We start from the raw sequence: 21,217 nt of genomic DNA, 5'->3' as shown, positions 1-21,217 counted from the left end.
AGCGGCAGCCCGGTGCGGGAGACCCCGTTCATCACCTCCATCGGCGAGAACGCGTGCACGTGCATGCCGGGGCAGCGGCGCTTGACTTCGGCGGCGATGTCGAAGTACGCGGTGCCCGGCAGGTCCGGGTGGATGCCGCCCTGCATGCAGACCTCGGTCGCGCCCGCCGCCCAGGCCTCCGCGGCCCGGTCGCCGATCTGGTCAAGCGACAGCGTGTAGGCGTCGGCGTCGGTCCGGCGCTGCGCGAACGCGCAGAACCGGCAGCCGGTGTAGCAGACGTTGGTGAAGTTGATGTTCCGCGTGACCACGAACGTCACGTCGTCGCCGTTGACCTCCCTGCGCAGCGCGTCCGCGATCGCCGCCAGTGCCTCCAGGTCGTCGCCGTCCGCGCCGAGCAGGGCGATCGCGGCCTCGTCGGTGAGGGCGGCGGGGTCACGTTCGGCCTGGCGGAGGGCGGCGGCCACCTCGCCGGGCCTGGCGAGGGCCGGGGCCGCCGGCGCGGAACGTTCGCCTGGGCTGGCGGCAGGCCCCGCCGGGGAGTGGGCGTTGCCGCCGGCAGCCGCGACGGCTCGTTCTGACAATGAATCCCAGTCTCCGTAGACCTCAGCGAAGTCGTCCCTGCGGTCATGGGTGCGGCCGGTGGTGTCGATGGTGACGTGCAGGTCCGTGCGGCCGGATGCGTCCCCCCAGCCGCCATCCGGCTCCTGCCAGGGGATGCCTGCCGGGATCGCGGCCTCGGTGGCCAGGCCCGTGCCGGGGTCGGCGAGCGCGGCCACGTGCCTGGCGAGGCGCGGGTCGAGCCAGGGCTCGCGGATGTACGGCGGGTAGATGGTGAGGCGCTCGCGCAGCGTGAACCCGCCGCGCGCGGTGTGCCTGGCGAGCTCGTCGATCTGCGGCCAGGGACGTTCGGGGTTGACGTGGTCCGGTGTCAGCGGCGAGACGCCGCCCCAGTCGTCGATGCCGGCGTCGAGGATGAGCTGGTACTGGTCGCCGACGAGGTTCGGCGGCGCCTGGACGCGCGCCTTCGGGCCGAGGACGAGCCGCGTGGTGGCGATGGTCGCGGCGAGGTCCTCGAGGTCGGCGTCAGGGACCCCCCGCATCTTCGTGTCGGGCTTGGCGCGGAAGTTCTGCACGATGACTTCCTGGATGGCGTTGTACTCGCGGGCGATCTTGCGGATGGCGAAGATCGATTCGGCCCGTTCTTCGAGCGTCTCGCCGATGCCGATGAGGATGCCGGTGGTGAAGGGGACGTTGCTGCGGCCGGCGTCTTCGAGCACGCGCAGGCGGACCTTCGGGTCCTTGTCGGGGCTGCCGAAGTGCGGGGCGCCTTTGGTGGTGAAAAGGCGTTCGGACGTGGTCTCCAGCATCATGCCCATCGACGGGGCGACCGGCTTGAGGCGCTGGAAGTCCTGCCAGGACAGCACGCCCGGGTTCAGGTGCGGCAGCAGGCCCGTCTCCTCCAGGACCCGGATCGCCATCGCGCGGACATAGGAGAGCGTGTCGTCGTAACCGTGCGCGTCCAGCCATTCCCTGGCCTGGCGCCACCGGGCTTCTGGCCGGTCGCCGAGGGTGAACAGGGCCTCCTTGCAGCCTAGTTCCGCGCCGCGCTTTGCGATGTCGAGCACCTCGTCGGGGCTGAGGAAGGGGCTGGCGAGGCGGCCGGGGACGGTCGCGAACGTGCAGTAGCCGCAGCGGTCCCGGCAGAGCCTGGTCAGCGGGATGAACACCTTCCTTGAGTAGGTGATGATCCCCGGCCGGCCGGCCGCCTCCAGCCCCGCGTCCCTGGTCCGGCCCGCGTAGCTGAGCAGCGTCCGCAGCGCCTGGCCGCGGGCGCGCAGCAGGACGGTCGCCTCGCCGGTGTCGAGCGGCTTGCCGTCCCTGGCCCGGGCCAGCGCCCTGCGCATCGCCGAGTCGGTCCCGCCGGCCTGCGTCGCGGCGGTCCCTGTCGCGGCAGCCGTCCCTCTCGTGGCGGCCCCGGTCACGGCGGCCGTCCCTCTCGTGACGGCCCCGGTCACGGCGGTCCCTGTCGCGGCCGCCCCGGTCACGGCCGTCCCTGTCGCGGCGGCGGTCCCTCTCGCGGCGGTCCCTGTCGCGGCGGCCTCAGGTACGTCGCCGGTTTCATCCCGGTCGATGCTGGAAGCGCTCATAGCGGAACTTTAAGGCACAGACGGCGGCATGCCGGGGCTGGCTCACGGTTAGCGGGGTTGCCCGGGGTTGGCCCGGGTTGGCGGGGTTAGCGGCTGCGGCGGGGTCATGGGCGGCCCGGGCGGCCCTGGCGGTCGCCGGTCAGCAGCTGCGGTAGTCGCCGGTCAGCAGCTGCGGTAGTCGCGGACCGGCAGCCGGGGACCGCGGCGCGGCGGCCCCAGGCCACTGAGCTCCACGAGCCTGGTCACGCGGTGCCTGTGGCCCGCGTACGGCGCGAGCAGTTCGAGCATCGCCGCGTCGTCGGTTGCCTGGCGGCCTGCCAGCGCCCAGCCGACGGCTTTCGGCAGGTTGTAGTCGCCGACCGAAACCGCGTCCGGATCCCCAGCGGCACGCTGCCGGGTCTCGGCGGACGTCCACGGGCCGATGCCCGGGATGGTCCGCAGCGCGCGATCGGCTTCTGCGCCGCTTTGCGTGAGCAGGCGCTCCAGGCTGTCGGCCACGCCCGCCGCCATGCTGATCGTCTGAGCGCGGACCCCTTCAACGCCGGCCCGGTGCCACTCCCACGAGGGGATACGCCGCCAGGTCCGCGCGTCGGGAAAGACGCGCATGCCGGCCGGCGCCGGGCCGGGCGGCGGCGTGCCGAACCTGGCCAGCAGGATCCGCCAGGCGCGGCGCGCCTCGAATCCCACGACCTTCTGCTCAAGGACCGCAGGGACCAGCGCCTCCATCAGGCGGCCGGTGCGGCCCACGCGCAGGCCGCGGTGCCGGCCGGCCAGCTCGCGGAGAACGGGATGGGTGCCCGGGTCGAAGCCAGAAACATCGTCATGCATACCCAGGCTGGCGGGCAGAGCGTCGAGCAGCCAGGCCGCGCCGGGACCCCAGGCGCACGCGAGCACGCGGGTGCCCGCGGTCGCCGGCGGGGTGTCCTGGCGCCTGGCTGGCAGGACCCGGATCGTGCCAGGCCCGTCCGGGGTGAGCGAGGTGCGCCACACCGCGCCCGCCTCGTCGATCCGGAAGGCGGGATCACCGCTGCCCCGGCCGTGCACGGACAGCGTCAGCCGGACATCGAGCGGGAACGGCGCCTGCCAGTCACGGGCAAGAGCGGCTTCGGCCATGGTTCCCCATGCTAGGACCCGGCCCCGACATTCGGGGGGCGCCCGGGGGCTGCGGCCGGGGGCGGCCGGGGGGCGCCCGGCGTCGCCCGGCTAGCCAGCCGGGCTCTCGATGGCACCGGCCGCGATGGCGCCGACGAGCTGGGCGTGGTCCCGCTCGTTCTGCTCGGCGTACAGGCGGGCGAACCGGCCGATCGCAGCGGCGAACGCGGGGCCCTTCCCGATGTAGGCGTCAATGGCCACCGGGTCACCGGTGCGGGCGTGCGCGCGGGCGAGCGCCTCGCCGCATGCGGTCGCGAACTCAAGGAGGCGCGGGGCGATCAGGTCGGTCGTCGGGATGATCTTCATGTCCCGGAACTGCCGGATGTAGTAGTCCCTCCCGTCCAGCGAGCCCCAGCCGACGAAGATGTCGGTGGCGCTTTGCACGAGCCGCTTGCCGCTGATCACCCTGGCACCGTGGTTGCCGTGCCTGCTGGGCTCGATATGGGCCTCGTACACCGCCGGGCCAGCCTGCTTGACCTGCAAGAACAACGGATCGGCACCGGTTCGCCCCTCCAGCAGCACCAGGTAGACCCGCATTCCCACGCTGCCCACCCCCACGACCTGGCGGACAACGTCGACCGGGGTGAACCGGTCGAACAAGATGCGCCGGTCCTCTTGCAGGGTCAGCCGGTACCCGGCCAGCAGTTGGTCGACGAGGTAGTCCTGCTCGTCGTCGCCGACCGTCACGCGGATGGGCGGGTCCGCGGTGATCCTCGGCCGCCCGTGCACCATCGTCGTGAGCTTGGCGAAGGCTCCCCGGCTCGTGCGGCGCTTGCGCTGCTTCTCGATGTGGATCGAAACCCGCCCCCGGTCGGCCGGCTCGAAGTAGCCGATCAGGCTGTCGACGTGCATGCTGTCGTACCAGATGTCGAGCTCGTGCATCGTCGCGTACCGGCGCATGCCGCGGCAGTAGGCCGCCACGCCGGCGGTCACCGCGGCCGCCGCCCTGGCGGGCTTGACCCGGTTCTCCCGCGCCGCCACGACCAGGCTGGCGGCGAACCGCTTGACGTCCCACTCGAACGGGCCGGGCAGGGTCTCGTCGAAGTCGCGCAGATCGAACGCCAGCCTCCGCTCAGGCGTGGCCCATAGCCCGAAGTTCAGGACGTGCGCGTCACCGCACAGCTGCACGGTCAGCCCGCTGCTTGGCTGACTAGCGAGGTCGCCAGCCATCACCGCCGCCGCACCCCGGTAGTAGTTCCATGGCGAAGCCGCCATGCGCTGATGCCTGAGCGGGACAAGGCCGGGAAGGCGGATCTGGTTCTGGGCCAGGATCGTCGCCAGCGGGTCATGCCCGCGGTCCGCCTCGCTCCAGTACCCCAAGGCGCCCCGCCGCACCCGCTTGCGGGCGCTTTTCCCGCCAGCGCGCCTTTCCGCGCCGGTAGCCGCCATGTCGTGCGGGGCCGTGTCGTGCAGGGCCGTGCCGTGCGGGTCCGTGCCGTGCAGGGCCGTGCCGTGCGGGCCGAGGGCGTTCGGGGCGGCGCCGTGCGGGGCGGGCGAAGCCGGTGGCTCAGGCACGCTGGAGTCCGTCATCGTGATTACGTTCGGTGTAGGTCTGATCAGCTAACTGTACGCGGGCCGCGCGAACCGCCCCAACCCCGCTCCGCAGGGCGGGGCGGTTATCGGGAAGGCTTTCCGGAGTCGGGGCACGCGCCGGATAACAAGTCGCCATTGCCCGTTTCGGGTGCCGCCAGGCTGCCAGGCTGGTAAGGTCCCGGCGGCTCTTGGCGCAGGGGGCCCCAGCGCCAAGAGGCTTGGCGCTGTGGGCCCCACCGCCAGTACGCGCGGCGGGCGAGCCCGGCGGGACCTGGGCGACGGCACCGGGGGCGGGCGACGCGGGAACGGTGGTACCGGCGGGGCTGTAGTTGCCCGCGGGGCCGGACTGGGTGCGGTGCGGCGCCCAAGGTGCCAAAAGAGGAACAGACAGCAGCCGCGAGGCCGCGGTCCTGAAGGTGACAAGCGGGTCTAGGCGTCGGAGGAGAAGCGGACCGACGTGGGCTCGAGGCGGACGCCGGGCCAGACGCGCATGCCGTGGGCGAGTTCGTTGCCTGAGCCGACGAACGCGCCGTCGCCGATGACCACGCCGTCGAGCACCGCACCCGCGGCGATCGTGGCGTTACGGCCGACGATGCTCATCCGGACGATGGCGCCGGCGCCGATCGCGGCCCCGTCGAAGACCACGCTGGCGTCCACCACGGCACCCGAGCCGACGGACGCGCCCGCGCCCGCCACCGAACCTCCGGACAGCCGGGCATCGCCGGCCACCACGGCGCCGGCGAGCAGCAGCGACTCGGCACCCGAGCCGGGGACGGCCGGCGACGGCATGCGGCCGAGCACGAGGTCGCACGAGCCGCGCACGAACGCCTCGGGAGTGCCGACATCCAGCCAGTACGCGGACTCGGCGTAGCCCATCAGCACCGCGCCTGCCGCGATCAGGGCGGGGAACGTCTGGCGTTCCACCGACACCACCTGACCCGGCGGTATCAGGTCGATGACCGACCGGCGGAAGACGTAGCAGCCCGCGTTGATCCGGTTGGTGACCGGGTGCGGGGTCTTCTCAAGGAACGCGGTCACCCGCCCGCCTTCGTCGGTCGGCACGCAGCCGTACCGGCTGGGATCCTCCACCTCGACCAGGTGCAGCGTCACCGCGGCATCGCTCTTGCGGTGCAGGTCGACCTGGGCGGGCAGGTCGTGGGCGGACAGGATGTCGCCGTTCAGCACCACGACCGGGTCCTCTGGGCCGCCGCGCAGCAAGGACGCCGCGTTGCGGATTCCGCCGCCGGTGCCGAGCGGCTCGGACTCGTGGACGTAGTCGATGGTCAGCCCGAACCCCGACCCGTCGCCGAAGGCCGCGGCGAACATCTCGGCCCGGTAGGAGGTCGCGAGCACGACGTGGGTGATGCCGCACTCCGCCGCCCGCGCGAGCTGGTGCGCGAGGAAGGGCACCCCCGCGGTCGGCAGCAGCGGCTTCGGCGCGGACAGCGTGAGCGGCCGCAGCCGGGTCCCCTTGCCGCCCACGAGCATGATCGCTTCCAGGGGTTCACGCGGCATTTGCATCGTCACCTTAAGCGGTCGTCTCCGATCGACAGCGGCCGGGCGGCACCGGCAACTCACGCAGCATACCCGCGGCCTACCCGGCGCGGCTGCCGGTCGCGTCCTGGTCGGCTGCCCGCTTGTAGCTGGCCAGGTGCGCCGCGGCCGATGCCTCCCAGGTGAACTCCTGGGAACGCGCGTACCCGGCGGCGCCGAGCGTGTCCCGCCGCTGCGGGTCGGCGAGCAGCGCGCGCAGCGCGACCGTGATCGAGTCCGCGTCCGGCTCGGTGTAGGCGACCGCGTCGCCGCCCACCTCAGGCAGCGACGTGCGGTGCGTGGTCAGCACCGGCGCGCCGCATGCCATCGCCTCGAGCACCGGCAGCCCGAACCCCTCGCCGCGCGAGGGGAACGCCACCACGAGCGCGCCGCCGAGAAAGCCCGGCAGGTCGGCGAACGGCAGGTAGCCGGGCCGGCCCAGCCGCAAGTGCGGCGGGACCGTGGCGACCGCGGCGTCCATCTCCTCGCTCCAGCCCCCGCCGCCGCCGAGCACGAGCGCCGGCGGGTCCGCGAGGTCGGTCACGGCCGCCGCCCAGCCGCGGACCAGGGCGGCCACGTTCTTGCGCGGCTCAAGCGAGCCGAGAAACGCCACGTAGGGCTGGCCGTGCAGCCCGAGCCGCGCCGACACCTGGTTGACCTGGCGCGGCTCCGGACGGTGGAACAGCCGGTGGTCCACCCCGTGGTAGGCGACGTCGATCTTGGCCGGGTCCATGCCGAGCAGCCGGACGAGCTCGTCGCGGGTCGCGTTGGAGGGGACGATCAGCCGGCTCGCGCGCCGCGTCGCGGTCCTGATGGCCGACTTGAAGAACAGCGTGCTTGCCGCGCTGTGCTCCTCGGGTTCGGTGAAGTACGTGACGTCGTGCACGGTGACGACGGTCGGCCGCCCGGGCCGCAGCGGCATCGAAAAGTGCGGCATGTGGATCACGTCCGCGGCCACCTGCTGCGCGACGACAGGAAGCCCGCTCTGCTCCCAGGCCAGCCGCGCGGGCCGGTGTCCGAGCGCCGCCGGGCCGGCGACGATGCGCGCACCCGGCGCCAGCCGTCCGTACCGTTCCTCGTCGGCGCGCTGGCACACCACCGCCAGGTCCGCCCCCGCGCTTTCCGAGCCGAGCGCACCGATCAGTCCATCAACGTAACGGCCGAGCGCTCCGCGGTCGGTCGGAACGTCGGTTGCATCGACGAGTACCCGAAGTGCCACGGCCCCATCCGCTCCCTTCGAAGTCCTGTCAGCTGAGAGCCTACGCCCCCGGGCACAGTGCCACATGAGTGCGGCCTGATAAGTGTCAGCAGGATGGGACCGGCTTGCCGGCCTTGATGGCCTCCAGATCGGAGATGGCGCCAGACAGCGTGCTTACCTTCACGACCCGCAGCCCGGCCGGGACCGCGCCCGCCGTGTCCGAGCAGTTCCCGGCCGGCGCCAGGAAGATCGTCGCGCCCGCGTCCCGCGCCCCGACCATCTTCTGCTGTATGCCGCCGATCGGCTCCACCTGCCCCGCCGAGGTGATCTCGCCCGTGCCGGCGATGAACTTGCCGCCCGTCAGGTTCAGCTGGGTGAGCTTGTCGATGATCCCGAGCGCGAACATCATGCCCGCGCTTGGCCCGCCGATGTCGCCGACGCTGATCTTGACCGTGAACGGGAACTTGTACTCCTCCTGGACCTCGACGCCGATGATCGGCGTGCCGCCCGAATTCTCGCTCCGCACCGAGAGTTGCAGCGTCTTCCCGTCCCGCAGCACCGTCAGTTGCAGCAGCGTGCCCGCCGGGTGCGACGTGATCAGCGAGCTCAGGTTCGTGGCCCCGGTCACCGGCTTGCCGTCCACCGCGGTGACCACGTCGCCCGCCTTGAGCACCTTGCTCGCCGGCGTTCCCGGCACGGTCTGCATGACCACGACCTGAGTCTGGTAGGGGATGTGCAGCACGGTGAGGGCGGCGGCGGTGGCCGTCTGCTGCGAGGAGGCCATCTCCTCGGTGTCCTGCGCCAGCGACTGCTGCGCGGTCTGCCCGGGCGGGAACAGCTCGCTCTCAGGGACCACGGCTTCCGACGGGTCAAGCCAGGCGCGCAGCGCCTGGAATATGTTCAGGTTCGCGCCTGGCCCGCCCTGGTAGCTGACCGTCACCATGTTGAGGTTGCCGACGGTCGGGTACGTTTTCCTCCCGATGATCGTGATCAGCGGCTGCCCCCCGGACTCGCCCAGCGTGTTCAGCGTTGGACCGGGCCCGAGGATCACGTAAGGCACGGGGACGAGGACGGCCACCGCGATCGCGACCAGGGTCGCGAACCCGGCGATCAGCAGCGTCAGGGAACGTCGGGACATGCTCGGAAGACTACGCGCTGGCGACCCACTCGGCGGTCCCGTCGGTGAAGCGCTGGTGCTTCCAGATCGGCACCGACGCCTTCAGCTCGTCGATCAGCGCGTGGCAGGCCGTGAAGGCCTCCGCGCGGTGCCCGCAGGAGACGCCGACGACCACCGCCAGGTCACCGATCCCCAGGTCGCCGGTGCGGTGCACCGCCGCCAGGCCGATGACGTCGTCGTACTTGGCGGCGATCTCTTCGGCGACCCGCCGCAGTTCGGCCTCCGCGGAGGGATGAGCGGTGTACGACAGCCCTGTCACGCCCCGGTCGCTGTCGTTGTCGCGCACCACGCCTGCGAACAGCACCAGGCCTCCTGCCGCGGGGTCCGCCACCGCCACCCGCACCTCGTCGACGGACAGTTCGGTGTCCCGGATCGCGATCAGCCTGATCTGGCTCACGCGTCCACGGTACCGCGCCTGGCGAAGATCGTAACGACCGGTTCCTGCGGCGTGCGGCGCGGACGATCGCGGCGGTGCCGATGACGGCCGCGGTCCCCGCGGCGGCCGTGATCGCCGCCTCCTTTCTCGCGATCCTGCGGCCCGCCACGGCGCGGTGCCCGCTGCGGGCGGCGAGCAGCAGCGACAGCGCCTCGGCGTTGCCGTAAGCGGGCCGCCACCCGGCGGCGCGCAGCGCCGCGCAGTCGACCACCCACGGGTACACCACGTACCGCAGGTCCGCGGCCGGCGCCGGCGTCACGCCCATCCGGTGCAGTCGCTGGGCGGTGCCGAACGTCAGCCGCGCGGGGAGCTCGAACGACTTCATCCCGCTGAGCTGTTCCACCTCCGGCTCCTCAAGCCAGCCTTCGCAGCCTGCCGCGAAGTCACCGCTGACCACCCCTGCCGCGGCGAGCTCGAGCGCCGAGACCAGGTCATCGACGTGGCAGAACTGCCAGCGCGGTGCGCAGCCGCGGACCACGAGCAGCCGCGGTGCCTCGAAATGCCTGGTCAGCAACGTGTCCACCGCGTCACCCACCAGGGCGGCCGGCCGCACCACCGTGACCGAGGTGCCCGGGTTGACCCGGCGCGAGCGGCGCGCGAGCTCCTCGATCTCCAGCAGGTCCCCCGCCACGCTGCCGTCCGCGTCCGCGAGCAGCGGCGCATCCTCGGGCAGCGGCACCGGGTTGTCCGGCCGCGCCCCGTACACCATCGCGCTCGTCACAAGGACGACCCGGCCGACGCGCTCGGCGGCGGCGGCGGTCAGCACTGTCTGCGCGCCGCGCACGTTGAACGCGCGGCGCTTCCTTGGGTCGGCGGCGGCCGAGGTGTCCATGTCCGCGTGCACCACCACGTCGACCCCGGCTAGCCGCGCGGCAAGCGCCGGGTCACGGACGTCGGCGACCCGCCAGGTTACCCCGACGGCGTCGCCGCGGTGGTCGTCGATCGCCACCACGCGGTTGACCAGCGGCGACTGAGCCAGGCGGACGGCGAGGGCGTGCCCGATGCCGCGGGCCGCCCCGGTGACCGCCACGACCGGCAGCGCCGACGTGGTGCTACGCTCACGGCGAACGCTGCGCTCGTGGCGAACCTGCCGTCTCGCGTTTCTCAAAATCGGCTGCTCCCGAATAGCGTTGCGAGTATGACCCTTCTATCCTGCCCGACCACCTGACAGCTGAGCGGAGGCACCATGGCTGACCGACCTCCCTTCGGCTTCGGCCCGCCCGGGCGGCCCGGCGACGACGAGCCGAAGCCAGGCGACCAGGGGCCGCTCGGACCGTTCGGCGGAGCCGGCGGCGCGGACGTCCCGGTCGGACCGAACCAGTTCGCCGACGCCCTCCGTCAGTTCGCCGACCTGCTGTCCTACAGCGGCGGCCCGGTGAACTGGGAGCTCGCCAAGAACCTGGCCAGGCAGACCATCGCGGCTAAGGGTGACCCTAGCGTGCTGGCGAACGAGCGCGCCGCGGTGACCGAGGCGATCCGGCTCGCCGACCTGTGGCTGGATGACGTCACCGAGTTCCCGTCCGGCATCAGGAAGATCGAGGCGTGGAGCCAGTCCGAATGGCTCGAGGCCACGTTCCCTGTCTGGTCCTCGCTGTGCGAGCCGATCGCGGTCAAGGGCGTCGACGCGATGAGCTCGATGCTGAACATCGACCCGTCCCAACTCGGGGAGGACCTCCCCGAGGAGATGCGCGCCGCGCTCGGCAGCCTGGGCGGGCTCGGCGGGCTGGCCGGCCTCACCCCGATGCTGCGGCAGCTCGGCGGCGCCATGATCGGCGGCCAGACCGGGGCGGCGGTCGGCGAGCTGGCCGGTGAGATGGTCAGCTCCACCGACATCGGGCTCCCGCTCGGCCCGGAGGGGACCGCGGCGCTGCTGCCCGCCGGCGTCTCCGCCTTCGGCGCCGGCCTTTCCGTCGACATCGGCGAGGTGCGGCTGTTCCTCGCCCTGCGCGAGGCGGCGCACCACCGGCTGTTCGGGCACGTGCCCTGGCTGCGCCAGCACCTGCTCGGCGCGGTCGAGGCATACGCCAGCGGGATCACCGTGGACATGAGCCGGCTTCGCGAGGCGATGCCGGACATCGACATCAACAACCCGGAGGCGCTGCGCGAGGCGCTGGCAGGCGAAACGCTGTTCCGGCCTGAGGACACCCCGCAGCAGAAGGCGGCACTCGCCCGGCTCGAGACCGCGCTCGCCCTGGTGGAAGGGTGGGTGGCGACCGTCGTCCCGGCGGCCGCGGGACACCGTCTGACACATGCGGACGCGCTCGCCGAAGCGATCCGCAGGCGCCGGGCGACGGGAGGTCCGGCAGAACGGACGTTCGCGACTCTGGTCGGCCTCGAGCTTCGCCCGCGGATGCTACGCGAGGCGGCGGTGCTCTGGGCGGGACTGACCGCTGCCCGCGGGGCGCAGGAGCGCGACGCGCTGTGGGATCACCCCGACCTGCTGCCGACCGCGGCGGACCTTGACAACCCTGACGCGTTCGTGCGCGGCCAGGATGAGCTGGACATTTCGGGCCTAACCGGCGATCAGCCGGACGTGCCGGGGGAACAGGAGGGCGGCCCCGGGAGCGCGTGACGCGCGGAATGTACCGGAATGTCGGTACCCGATGTCACGCTGTGCGCATGAGACCTGCACTCAAAGCCGGCTTGCGGCCGCTCTGGCGGGACCGCGACACGCTGCAAGTCGGTGTCGATCCCCGGCGGGCCGCGGCGCTGACCGGGCTGGGCAAGGCGGCGGCGATCGTGTCCCTGCTCGACGGGTCACGGGACAGCGCCGAGGTGGTGCGCAGCGCGGCCGCCTACGGCATCGCGCCTGAGGCGGCCAACCGGATGCTCGGCCTGCTCGCCTCGGCAGGCGTCCTTGACGACTTCCCCGCCGACCTGCACAGGACGCTGCCCGACTACCTGCGGGCGCGGCTGGCTCCCGAGCTGGCCTGCGCCGCCCTGGCGTACGACCACGGGGACGGCGGCGCCCGCGTGATCGCGCGCCGCCGCGCGGCGTTCGTGCGCGTCTACGGCGCGGGCCGGGTCGGCGCCTGCACGGCCACGTTCCTCGCGGCCTCGGGCATCGCGTGGGTCAGCTGCCGCGACACGCAGACGGCGGCTCCAGGGGACATCGCGCCGGCCGGACTTGAGGCCGCCGACGTGGGCACGGGCCGCGCCGCCGGAGTCGCCCGCGCGATCTGGCGGGTCGCCCCTGAGGTGCGGACGGCGGATGACGCCACCCGGGTGCCCGACCTCGCGGTGCTCGCGGCCCGGCCGGATCCCGTCGAGGTCGCCGAGCTCATGCGCAACCGGGTGCCCCACCTCGCGATCCGGGCCGACGAGGCGATCGGCGTGGTCGGCCCGCTGGTGGAGCCCGGACGTTCGGCGTGCCTGCGGTGCGTCGACCTGAGCAAGGCGGCGCGCGATCGCGCCTGGCCGGTGATCCTCGCGCAGGCCGGCTGCGCGCCCGCGCCCGGCGTCTGTCCGCCCGCCTGCGACACCGTGCTGGCCGCCGCCACCGCGGCGCTGGCCGCGGCGCAGGCGCTGGCCTTCCTCGACCGCGCCGGGGCGCAGCCGCCGGTCACCGCCAACGGGACACTCGAGGTCGTGCTGCCCGACTGGCAGTGGCGGCGCCGCAGCTGGCCGCCGCACGCCGCCTGCACGTGCGGCGCGACCGGTGCGGTGACCGGGCCTGGCTGGCAGAAGAGGTCGTCGACTGACGGAGAATAAAGCTGTGAACGATGTCCCGCGCAACGCGGTCAGCCGAACCGCCAAGCTCGCCGTCCTGCCAATAGGGTTCGCCGGCCGGACCGCGCTCGGCATCGGCAAGCGGATCGGCGGGCGGCCCGCCGAGATCGTCGCGCAGGAGATACAGCAGCGGACCGCCGACCAGGTCTTCCGGGTGCTCGGCGAGCTCAAGGGCGGCGCGATGAAGCTGGGCCAGGCGCTGTCCATCTTCGAGGCGGCGCTGCCGCCCGAGCTGGCCGAGCCGTACCGGGCCACGCTGACCAGGCTGCAGGAGTCCGCCCCGCCGCTGCCCGCCAGCACCGTGCACCGCGTGCTCGCCGCCGACCTCGGCGAGGACTGGCGGTCGCGGTTCCGCTACTTCGACGACACCCCGGCCGCGGCCGCGTCGATCGGCCAGGTGCACCGCGCGGTCTGGGCGGACGGCAGGCAGGTCGCGGTGAAGATCCAGTACCCAGGTGCCGGGCGCGCGCTCATCAGCGATTTCACGCAGCTGTCGCGGGTCGGGCGGCTGTTCGGCGTGCTGATGCCCGGGCTCGAGGTCAAGCCGCTGCTCGACGAACTGCGGGACAGGGTCGCCGAGGAGCTGGACTACCGCCTTGAGGCCGAGTCGCAGCGCGCGTTCGCCGCCGCGTACGCCGGCGACCCGGACATCTGCGTCCCGCCGGTCGTCGCGGGCACCGATCACGTGCTGGTGACCGAGTGGATGGACGGCACGCCGCTGTCGAAGATCATCGGCGACGGGTCGAAGCCGGAGCGGGACCGCGCGGGGATCCTGCTGACCCGGTTCCTGTTCTCCGGCCCGGCCCGGGCCGGGCTGCTGCACGCCGACCCGCATCCGGGCAACTTCCGGCTGCTGGCGGACGGGAGGCTCGGCGTCCTCGACTTCGGCGCGGTCGACCGGCTGCCGGACGGGCTGCCCCCGTTCTTCGGGCGGCTGCTGCGGATCATGCACACCGACGACCCCGACCTGGATGAGGTGGAGCGCGAACTGCGGGCCAACGGGTTCCTCCGGCCGGGGATCTCGGTGGACCTGGCGGCGCTGCGCGCCTTCCTCGCCCCGCTTGCCGAGCCGTCGGCGGTGGAGACGTTCAAGTTCAGCCGGGAGTGGATGCGCGGGGAGGCGGCCCGCGTCACCGACCTGAGCGCGTCCAACGTCTCCCGCAAGTTCAACGTGCCGCCCTCCTACGTGCTGATCCACCGGGTGTCGACGGCCGGGATCGGGGTGCTGTGCCAGCTGGAGTGCGAGGGGGCGTTCCGGGCCGAGGTGCTCCGCTGGGTGCCCGGCTACACCGACGACCCGCTCACCGAGGCGGAACCGCTTCCCACGGCCTGACCGCGGCGCCACCCGGGCCCGAGCGCGGCGCGACCCGGGATGGCCCGCGCGCATCCCGGGTCGCAGGGGCGACTCAGCCGGGTGACCCGGCCGGGTAACTCAGCCGGTTGCATCGATCGTCATGCGGAGCGCGTCCGCGCGCTGCCAGGCGCGCAGTAGCCTCCGCTCGGCGCGGAGCCGGGCCCGGTCGAGCCGGCGGAGTTCGGCCGCCTGCCGCGCCGACCTGGACTGCCGCGCTTGGTTGAGCCGGTCGAGATGTCGGTCTCTGGCCAGCGTCTGGGACGGATACATGAGTGACCTCCGCATTGTGTGCGTCGCTTGTGTCCTGTGTGCCGCATCGTGTGCGTAACTGGTAGCTAGTAACCGGTAGTAGCTGGGTAACTGGTAACTGGGTCGCTGGGCAGCCGGAAGGACGCCGCCTACGCCGCCTGCTCCCCGGCCTTGGCGATCTCGGCGTCTTCCTTGCGCGGACGGCCGCGCGGACGCTTGCGCGGGACGATCGTGCCGCGCAGCAGCAGTTCCCCGCCCCAGACGCCCCACGGCTCCCGCCGCTCGAGCGCGCCTTGCAGGCAGCTGATCCGCGCGCGGCAGCCCTGGCAGAGTGCCTTCGCCTGCTCGACATCACCGGGAGCCTCGGCGAAGAACAGTTCCGGGTCTTCTGTGCAGGGAAGGTCCAGGCCGCTGGGCACGCCGGTGACGTTGAAGAGCGTCGCGACCGGAGCCTCGGCCGCGTCCTGCCCGACCACGCCGAACGCCTCGAACCCCGACGTCCCAGACGGTCTTGCCTCGAACCCCGCCGCGCCTGCCGCGCTCGCGGTGGCATCGGGCCACTGCATCGGTGCCATCCCCTCTCGCTTACTGGTCCTGTGTCCTGTTTGCGAGGGACCGGGCCTTACGAACAACTAGGCCGCGGACCCTGGGGTCCGCGGCCTGAAGGGGATCTTCGCCGGCCTTTTCTAGGCCGGTTCCCTTTCTGGATGCGGACCCGATGCGCCACCGCCACCGACGTTGACGCGGGTCTTGTGCGCGTACTGCTTGCGGATGCCGGCCGGCCGCGCGGCAGCCATGACGGCAAGCGGCTGCGTCATGGCCGCGGCACGCCGCGACGTGGCGAAGTCAGCGTGCGTCGTGGCGGCGGCCGGGCCGAGGGTCTGCGGCAGGGCAGAGTCCACCCTTGCGCCGGACAGGCTGGCCCATGGCGTGACGACACCAGGAAGCACGGCGCCATCCCGGGCAGCCGAAACGTTTCGGGTATTGATCAGCACGGTGGGCACCCCCTTCCAGACGGGTCGACACTGTGGCCCATGAACATGTGAGCAGCCTACGTAACCGTTCCCGCCGGGGCAACAGATTTTTGACCTGCAGATTTTTTCCGCTTGGGTAACCACGGCCCAGGCTCACGGCGGGACCGGCTTCGGCGTGGTCCGGATCAGGCCCTCCTGGACGACCGAGACCACGAGGTCACCGGCCGCGGTGAACACCTCTCCCCTGGCCAGCCCGAGGGCCCCGAAGGCGATCGGCGAATCCTGCGCGTACAGGAGCCACTGGTCGGCCCGGAACGGCCGGTGAAACCACATCGCGTGGTCCAGGCTCGCCCCCGAGGTATGCCCGTCGTACCAGGACACCCCGTGCCCGAGCAGCACGGTGTCAAGCAGCGTCAGGTCCGAGGCGTACGTCATCAGGCACACGTGCAGCAGCGGGTCGTCGGGCAGCTCCCCGTCCACCCGCAGCCAGACGAGGTTCCTGGTGGTGCGCAGCGACGGGTCGCCCGCCGCCTCGACGGGCAGCGGGCCGACCGACCGCAAGTCGATCGGGCCGTCACGGTAGTGCCCGGGCAGCGGCCCGCCGAGCGCCCGCTCAAGGCGCTCGGCGTTGCGCCTGACTTCCCCGGGCGGCGGCACCGACGGCATCGGCGTGGCGTGTTCCGGCCCGGCTTCCGGCCGGTGGAAGGACGCGGAGAGGGTGAAAATCGTGTGGCCGTGCTGGATGGCGGACACCCGGCGCGTGGTGAACGAGCGCCCGTCGCGCACCCGGTCCACCACGTAGACCAGCGGTACCGCCGGGTCACCCGGCCGGATGAAGTAGGCGTGCAGCGAGTGCACCGGCCGGTCGGCGGGCACCGTCCGCCCGGCGGCGACCAGGGCCTGCCCCGCGACCTGCCCGCCGAACACGCGCTGCACGGTCTCGTCAGGGCTGCGCCCGCGGAAGATGTTGACCTCTATCTGCTCCAGGTCAAGCAGGTCGAGCAGCTTGTCAAGGGCGTCGCTCACCGGCGTGCCTCCGCCGCCGTGTCCCGGGCCGCGGGCGGCGCAGGGGACGCGGCGGAGCCGGGAAGCAGGCCGCCCACGAACCGCGACCGCTGCCGTACCTGCTCGCCGCCGGGTGCGCGGGCGGCCGCCCAGGACAGGTGCAGGTGCTGGCGCGCCCTGGTGACCGCCACGTAGAGCAGCCGGCGCTCTTCCTCGACGGCCGCGGGGGTTCGCGCGTGCACGATCGGCATTATCCCCTCGGCCAGCCCGGGCAGCAGGACCGCGTCCCACTCCAGCCCCTTTGCCGCGTGCATGGTCGCGAGCGTCACCGCGTCCGCGACGGGAGCGTGGCCGGTCTCGGCCCGGCGGCCAAGTTCGGCGGCGAAGTCGGCGAGCGATGTCTGCGGACGCGCCGCGGCTGCGTCCTGGGCGAGCGCGGCGAGCGCGGCGAGCGACTCCCAGCGGTCCCGCGCCGCGCCGGGCGCCACGGGCGGGTCCACGCTCAGCCCGGCGCTGGCGAGCACGTGCCGGACCGCCGCGGGCAGGTCGCCGGGGACGAGCGCCTCGTCCGCCCCGTCGCTTTCCGCCCGCGCGGCGCCGCGCAGCAGCACCAGTGCCTGGCGCACCTCTGGCCGTTCGTAGAAGCGCTCCCCGCCGCGCACCGCGAACCGGACCTTCGCCGCGGCGAGCGCCTGCTCGAACCGTTCGGTCTGCGCGTTGATCCGCACCAGGATGGCGATCTCCCGCGGCGGCACGCCCCGTCCGATCAGCGCCGCGGCCTGCGCGGCGACGGCGGCGGCCTCGGCCTCCTCGTCGGCGTAGCGCGACAGGGATGGCTCGGGGCCTGGCGGCCGCTGCGCGACCAGCGACCCGCCTTGCTCGCCCGGCCCGCCTCGCGCGCTGCCCAGCCGGTTGGCGACCGCCACCACCTGCGGCGTCGAACGGTAATCGCGCACCAGCCGCAGCACCGTCGCGCCCGGGTAGTCGGCCGCGAACTCCCGCAGGTAGGAGGGGGTCGCGCCGGTGAACGAGTAGATCGTCTGCTGCGGGTCCCCGACCACGCACAGGTCGTCGCGCCCGCCCAGCCACGCGTCGAGCAGCAGCTTCTGCAGCGGGTTGACGTCCTGGAACTCGTCCACGGTGAAATGGCGGAAGGCCGCGTGCACCTCGCGGGCCATCGCGGGCTCGGTGCACAGGATCGCCGCGGTGAGCTCGAGGACCGACTCGAAGTCGATCAGCTGCCGCTCCCTGCGCAGCTGCTCGTACGCCTGGTAGAGCCGGGCGACGTCCTCGACGCCGGCCGACGGCGCCCGGCCGGCGGACAGCGCCGACGGCGCGTACGAGCCGGGATGCACCTGGCAGACCTTTGCCCACTCGATTTCGGTCACCGCGTCGGCCAGCGCCGGCCCGTCGAGCCGCAACCGCATGTCGCGCGCCGTCTCGCGCAGCAGCGGCAGCTTGGACTCGATCAGCTTGGGCGGCCGCCCGCCGATCACGCGCGGCCAGAAGTACGTGAGCTGCCGCAGCGCCGCCGAATGAAACGTGCTCGCCCGCACCGCCTCCGCCCCGCCGCCGAGACCGCGCAGCCGTCCGCGCAGCTCGCCCGCCGCGCGCACGGTGAACGTGACCGCGAGCACGTGCGCCGGGTTGACCACGCCGGTGGCCACGGCGTACGCGATCCGGTGGGTGATCGCACGGGTCTTCCCGGTCCCCGCGCCCGCCAGCACGCAGACCGGCCCCCTGGTGGCCAGCGCCACCTCGCGCTGCTCGGGGTCGAGCCCGGCGAGCAGGTCCTCGGTGTCCATCGGTGACATTGTCCCGCACCGGGCGGGCCACGGCCGCCAAACACCGCGCGCGGCGCGGGAAGCCGTGACACGCCGGCGTTGTTGCATTCTGGCGGGACAGCCGCAGGCCGGCCATGCCCGGACGACGACAAGGAGGCACCGGTGCCGCTCACCATGTACACCACCCAGTGGTGCGGGTTCTGCAAGCGCCTGAAGGCGCAGCTCGGCCGGGCCGGCGTGGAGATCACCGAGGTCGACATCGAGCGCGACCCGGCCGCGGCGGAGTTCGTGATGAGCGTCAACGGCGGCAACCAGACCGTGCCCACGCTGGTGTTCTCCGACGGCAGCACGATGGTCAACCCGTCGGCGGCCCAGGTGCAGGCCCGGCTCGCCGAGCTGGCCGCGCCCCAGGCCGGCTGACCGGCCGCCGGGAAGTCTCGTTACTGGACGAGACTCCTGTGACGGGGGATAAAAGATCATTTATCCCGAACGAGCGGGGCCGTCTCTGCGCGCGTAGCGAAATTCCGCGCGAATGATTACGCCAATCAGCGTTCTGGCGTGGATAGTGGTAGCCAGTGCCCCTTCGTTCGTGGTGCTGGGAGCCAGGGGGGAAGCAGGCAGGAACAGGAATGAGCGTGAACGGGTCAACAGGCCGGGAGGGCGACCACGACGACGTGGTCGTACGCAAGGCGGAGCACGGCTGGGTGGTGCGCGGCGAGAACGTCTCCGACCTGACCAGCGCGATAGTCCTCGCCGACCTGTTCGCCGCCGACCAGGCGGCGGACGATGACACTCGGGTGTTCGGGGCCGTCGACGAGAACGGCGCGCCCCGGTCGCCGCAAGGGCGCGGCACCGGACGGCATGCCGGCCCGCAGTACGGCAACGGGCAGCGCGGGGGCGGCCCGGGCAGGCCGGTGGCTGGGCGCCCGCCCGCCGGATGGCAGAGCGCGCCGCCGGGGCAGCCGCCCCGGTCCGTTCGGGATAATGATGAGGCCGCACGGCTGGCGGTGACGGTCACCCAGCTCGAGCATGCCCTTGCGTCGCGAGTCCGGGTGGAGCAGGCCATCGGCGTGCTGGCCGAACGGCACCGCCTCCGCCCCAGGGAAGCCTTCGACCTGCTGCGGGGCGCGGCGCGGGCGCGCGGGCGGCGGGTGACCGAGCTCGCGCAGGACGTGGTGGCGAGCGCGGCGAACCCGCTGCTGCGGCTGCCCGAGGAACTGGCCCGCAAGCTGCCCGAGCCGCGCCAGCGGGAGCGCTCGCTGCGGCGCGCCAGGCACGCCGGGCAGTTTTAGCCCGGCCCTGGCCCGGTCCTGCCCGGCCCTGGCCCGCTGCTAGCGCACCGCGTACCCGTCCCGGCGCAGGGCGGCGAGGACCAGGGCGGCCACGGCGTCCTGGCCGCGGGTGTTCATGTGGAAGGGCGCGGCGAGTGACGTCGGGACGAGGCCCTCGACGTCCTTGACCTTCGCGCTCTGGCAGACGTCGTGGCCGATCGTCGCGGTGAACGTGTTCACGAAGGTGGCGCCCGCGGCCCTGGCCGCCGCGCTGAGCATCGCGTTGACCCGCATCTCGATGCCGAGCAGGTAGGCGACGTCGCCGTTGGTGATCGGGACGGCCGGCCAGCAGCCGCCGTGCAGCGGGAACAGGTCGGGGTACCCGACGAGCAGCACCCGCGCCCGCGGCGCCAGGGCGCGGATGGCCTCGAGCACCGCGGTGATCTTCGGCCCCTCGGCCGCGACCTTCGCGGCGAGCTGGTCGGTGCCGCCGCTGGTGTAGTGCCGCTCGCACGGGCTGCCGTCCGGGTCGGTGATGCTCAGCTCCATGCAGGTGTCGAGCACGTTGAAGAACCCGATGTCGTCCCCGCCCAGTGTCAGCATGACCAGGGAGTCGCTGGGCGTGAGCACGCTCAGCTGCGGCGGGTTGGTGCCCAGGTACGTCTTCTGCGCGCTGGTCATCTCCTTGACGCCGGCGTTGGTGCAGGCCGCGTCGATGAAGTCGGCCGCGGCACCGAGCGCCCTGGCGACCTGAACCGGGTACGCGTTCGGGGAGCGCAGGCAGCCGGGCGGCTGGCTGGTGAGCGACAGCGGCATCAGGTCGCCTGCCGTGTACGAGTCGCCGAGCGCGACGACCGGGCCGGACAGCGTCAGCAGCCGGTGCGGCGAAGGCGAGGGCGAGGCCGGGCGCGTGGCGGCGGGCGTCGTGGCCGCCGCTGGGATCGTGGACAGCGCCTTACGCGCCGCGGCGGTCGGGGCGGCCGAGGCGGAAAGAAAGACGGCGACCACCGCAGCGGCGGCTAGCACGCCGGCTCCGGCCCACCAACGACCCCGCACAGTGCGCCCCCCGGGCAAGGCGATATTCGCATGCAGGGTAGCACCCGTGCGGTTGTCCGGCGCCGTCCGCGATTGCCTGGGTATGGGTCCGGCGGGCGCTGCGAGGCGGCCTGCTGGCCATGGCGGCGGCTCAGGGGGCGGGCGCGGCGGGGAGGGTGACGCCGGCGTGGGCCCAGGGGCGGGTGAAGCCGACGACCTTCTGGTCGCCAGGCGGCGAGCTCGGGGTCCCGTACGTGGAAATCCGGATCGGGAACCCGGGCGCGTACGCCTCGATCATCTCGCCGTCGCCGATCACCAGGCCCACGTGCCCCGGCGCTGTGGCGGTGCCGTCCGACCCGGCGAAGAAGACCAGGTCGCCCGGCTCGACCTGGGCGGCGCTGACCCGCGGGCCCCATGCCCACTGCTGCTGCGACGTGCGCGGAATGTCGATCCCGGCGGCCCGGTAGGCCATCATGACCAGCCCGGAACAGTCGAACGCGTCCGGCCCTGTGCCGCCCCACAGGTACGGCAGGCCGAGCTGCTGCTCGGCGTAGTCGATCGCGGTGGTGACGGCGGCGTTCGGGGTGACGATCGAGTCGAGCACGTTCGTGCCCGCGCACGACGCCGACACGGCGCCGTC

Annotated in this window: 18 protein-coding genes and 2 pseudogenes; 5 read left to right on the top strand and 15 right to left on the bottom strand. The window is 73.0% G+C overall.

From position 1 onward, the window contains the following. From Q1N79_RS14815 to Q1N79_RS30690, 8 genes and pseudogenes are all read right to left on the bottom strand, one after another. The coding region (locus tag Q1N79_RS14815) for a bifunctional FO biosynthesis protein CofGH (RefSeq protein ID WP_300609455.1) at positions 1–1,904 on the bottom strand (1,904 nt) is incomplete at its 3' end. 405 nt (positions 1,905–2,309) lie between these two features. Beyond that, positions 2,310–3,260, bottom strand: a complete 951-nt coding sequence (locus Q1N79_RS14810) for a DNA-3-methyladenine glycosylase 2 family protein (RefSeq protein WP_300609449.1) — start codon at positions 3,258–3,260, stop codon at positions 2,310–2,312. A gap of 90 nt (positions 3,261–3,350) precedes the next feature. Beyond that, entirely contained in the window at positions 3,351–4,829 is a 1,479-nt protein-coding gene (locus tag Q1N79_RS14805) for a DUF2252 domain-containing protein (protein ID WP_300609447.1), read from the bottom strand. A gap of 432 nt (positions 4,830–5,261) precedes the next feature. Further along, positions 5,262–6,347: an NDP-sugar synthase gene (locus Q1N79_RS14800; protein WP_300609445.1), complete on the bottom strand. Its 1,086-nt coding sequence runs from the start codon at positions 6,345–6,347 to the stop codon at positions 5,262–5,264. 79 nt (positions 6,348–6,426) lie between these two features. Then, complete coding sequence (locus Q1N79_RS14795; protein ID WP_300609443.1) at positions 6,427–7,584, bottom strand: glycosyltransferase family 1 protein; 1,158 nt, start codon at positions 7,582–7,584, stop codon at positions 6,427–6,429. Positions 7,585–7,669: 85 nt separating this feature from the next. Further along, complete coding sequence (locus Q1N79_RS14790; RefSeq protein WP_300609441.1) at positions 7,670–8,701, bottom strand: PDZ domain-containing protein; 1,032 nt, start codon at positions 8,699–8,701, stop codon at positions 7,670–7,672. A gap of 10 nt (positions 8,702–8,711) precedes the next feature. Beyond that, positions 8,712–9,137, bottom strand: a complete 426-nt coding sequence (locus tag Q1N79_RS14785; RefSeq protein ID WP_300609440.1) for a molybdenum cofactor biosynthesis protein MoaE — start codon at positions 9,135–9,137, stop codon at positions 8,712–8,714. Positions 9,138–9,585: 448 nt separating this feature from the next. After that, a pseudogene (locus Q1N79_RS30690) lies at positions 9,586–10,206 on the bottom strand (NAD-dependent epimerase/dehydratase family protein); the annotation flags it as partial. A gap of 156 nt (positions 10,207–10,362) precedes the next feature. Between Q1N79_RS30690 and Q1N79_RS14775 the strand changes: the two are divergent. Genes Q1N79_RS14775 through Q1N79_RS14765 form a run of 3 tightly spaced genes read left to right on the top strand, consistent with a single transcriptional unit; the run spans position 10,363 to position 14,238 of the window. Continuing rightward, a complete protein-coding gene (locus Q1N79_RS14775) occupies positions 10,363–11,748 on the top strand; it encodes a zinc-dependent metalloprotease (RefSeq protein ID WP_300609438.1) in 1,386 nt (461 codons plus the stop codon). Positions 11,749–11,795: 47 nt separating this feature from the next. Beyond that, on the top strand, positions 11,796–12,887 hold the full coding sequence (locus tag Q1N79_RS14770) for a thiamine biosynthesis protein ThiF (RefSeq protein ID WP_300609436.1): 1,092 nt from the start codon (positions 11,796–11,798) through the stop codon (positions 12,885–12,887). Positions 12,888–12,891: 4 nt separating this feature from the next. Continuing rightward, entirely contained in the window at positions 12,892–14,238 is a 1,347-nt protein-coding gene (locus Q1N79_RS14765; RefSeq protein WP_300609434.1) for an AarF/ABC1/UbiB kinase family protein, read from the top strand. Between the two features lie 99 nt (positions 14,239–14,337). On the opposite strand, the gene Q1N79_RS14760 is transcribed toward Q1N79_RS14765, so the two are convergent. From Q1N79_RS14760 to Q1N79_RS14740, 5 genes are all read right to left on the bottom strand, one after another. Beyond that, the gene (locus Q1N79_RS14760) at positions 14,338–14,529 is read right to left on the bottom strand and encodes a hypothetical protein (protein WP_300609432.1); all 192 of its coding nucleotides are present in this window, start codon (positions 14,527–14,529) and stop codon (positions 14,338–14,340) included. 128 nt (positions 14,530–14,657) lie between these two features. Then, on the bottom strand, positions 14,658–14,927 hold the full coding sequence (locus Q1N79_RS14755) for a WhiB family transcriptional regulator (protein WP_300609453.1): 270 nt from the start codon (positions 14,925–14,927) through the stop codon (positions 14,658–14,660). A 267-nt stretch (positions 14,928–15,194) separates the two neighbouring features. Continuing rightward, on the bottom strand, positions 15,195–15,458 hold the full coding sequence (locus tag Q1N79_RS14750; protein ID WP_300609430.1) for a hypothetical protein: 264 nt from the start codon (positions 15,456–15,458) through the stop codon (positions 15,195–15,197). Between the two features lie 177 nt (positions 15,459–15,635). Next, positions 15,636–16,508 (bottom strand): acyl-CoA thioesterase II, encoded by an 873-nt coding sequence (locus Q1N79_RS14745; protein ID WP_300609428.1) that lies wholly within the window; start codon positions 16,506–16,508, stop codon positions 15,636–15,638. Further along, complete coding sequence (locus tag Q1N79_RS14740; RefSeq protein WP_300609426.1) at positions 16,505–18,292, bottom strand: ATP-dependent helicase; 1,788 nt, start codon at positions 18,290–18,292, stop codon at positions 16,505–16,507. Before Q1N79_RS14740 ends, Q1N79_RS14745 begins: the two co-directional genes overlap by 4 nt. A gap of 153 nt (positions 18,293–18,445) precedes the next feature. Between Q1N79_RS14740 and Q1N79_RS14735 the strand changes: the two genes are divergently transcribed. Both Q1N79_RS14735 and Q1N79_RS14730 read left to right on the top strand, forming a co-directional pair. Next, positions 18,446–18,691: a mycoredoxin gene (locus Q1N79_RS14735; RefSeq protein ID WP_300609451.1), complete on the top strand. Its 246-nt coding sequence runs from the start codon at positions 18,446–18,448 to the stop codon at positions 18,689–18,691. A gap of 578 nt (positions 18,692–19,269) precedes the next feature. After that, a pseudogene (locus Q1N79_RS14730) lies at positions 19,270–19,563 on the top strand (ANTAR domain-containing protein); the annotation flags it as partial. Between the two features lie 39 nt (positions 19,564–19,602). Here Q1N79_RS14730 and Q1N79_RS14725 read toward each other — a convergent pair. Then, complete coding sequence (locus Q1N79_RS14725; RefSeq protein ID WP_300609424.1) at positions 19,603–20,568, bottom strand: SGNH/GDSL hydrolase family protein; 966 nt, start codon at positions 20,566–20,568, stop codon at positions 19,603–19,605. A 160-nt stretch (positions 20,569–20,728) separates the two neighbouring features. Next, a partial coding sequence (locus Q1N79_RS14720; RefSeq protein ID WP_300609422.1) for a C40 family peptidase occupies positions 20,729–21,217 on the bottom strand: 489 nt, incomplete at its 5' end.

Origin of the sequence: Trebonia sp., from assembly GCF_030042015.1 — a bacterium.
Taxonomy (GTDB): Bacteria; Actinomycetota; Actinomycetes; order Streptosporangiales; family Streptosporangiaceae; genus Trebonia.
The sequence above is the reverse complement of the archived record's forward strand: the minus strand, read 5'-3'. Positions and strand labels throughout refer to the sequence as shown.

Bases quoted from the DNA above. Each gene is read 5' to 3' on its own strand.
- Q1N79_RS14810 (WP_300609449.1), bottom strand. From the start codon at position 3,260: ATGGCCGAAGCCGCTCTTGCCCGTGACTGGCAGGCGCCGTTCCCGCTC.
- Q1N79_RS14775 (WP_300609438.1), top strand. From the start codon at position 10,363: ATGGCTGACCGACCTCCCTTCGGCTTCGGCCCGCCCGGGCGGCCCGGC.
- Q1N79_RS14800 (WP_300609445.1), bottom strand. From the start codon at position 6,347: ATGCCGCGTGAACCCCTGGAAGCGATCATGCTCGTGGGCGGCAAGGGG.
- Q1N79_RS14760 (WP_300609432.1), bottom strand. From the start codon at position 14,529: ATGTATCCGTCCCAGACGCTGGCCAGAGACCGACATCTCGACCGGCTC.
- Q1N79_RS14740 (WP_300609426.1), bottom strand. From the start codon at position 18,292: ATGGACACCGAGGACCTGCTCGCCGGGCTCGACCCCGAGCAGCGCGAG.
- Q1N79_RS14790 (WP_300609441.1), bottom strand. From the start codon at position 8,701: ATGTCCCGACGTTCCCTGACGCTGCTGATCGCCGGGTTCGCGACCCTG.
- Q1N79_RS14770 (WP_300609436.1), top strand. From the start codon at position 11,796: ATGAGACCTGCACTCAAAGCCGGCTTGCGGCCGCTCTGGCGGGACCGC.
- Q1N79_RS14735 (WP_300609451.1), top strand. From the start codon at position 18,446: ATGTACACCACCCAGTGGTGCGGGTTCTGCAAGCGCCTGAAGGCGCAG.
- Q1N79_RS14805 (WP_300609447.1), bottom strand. From the start codon at position 4,829: ATGACGGACTCCAGCGTGCCTGAGCCACCGGCTTCGCCCGCCCCGCAC.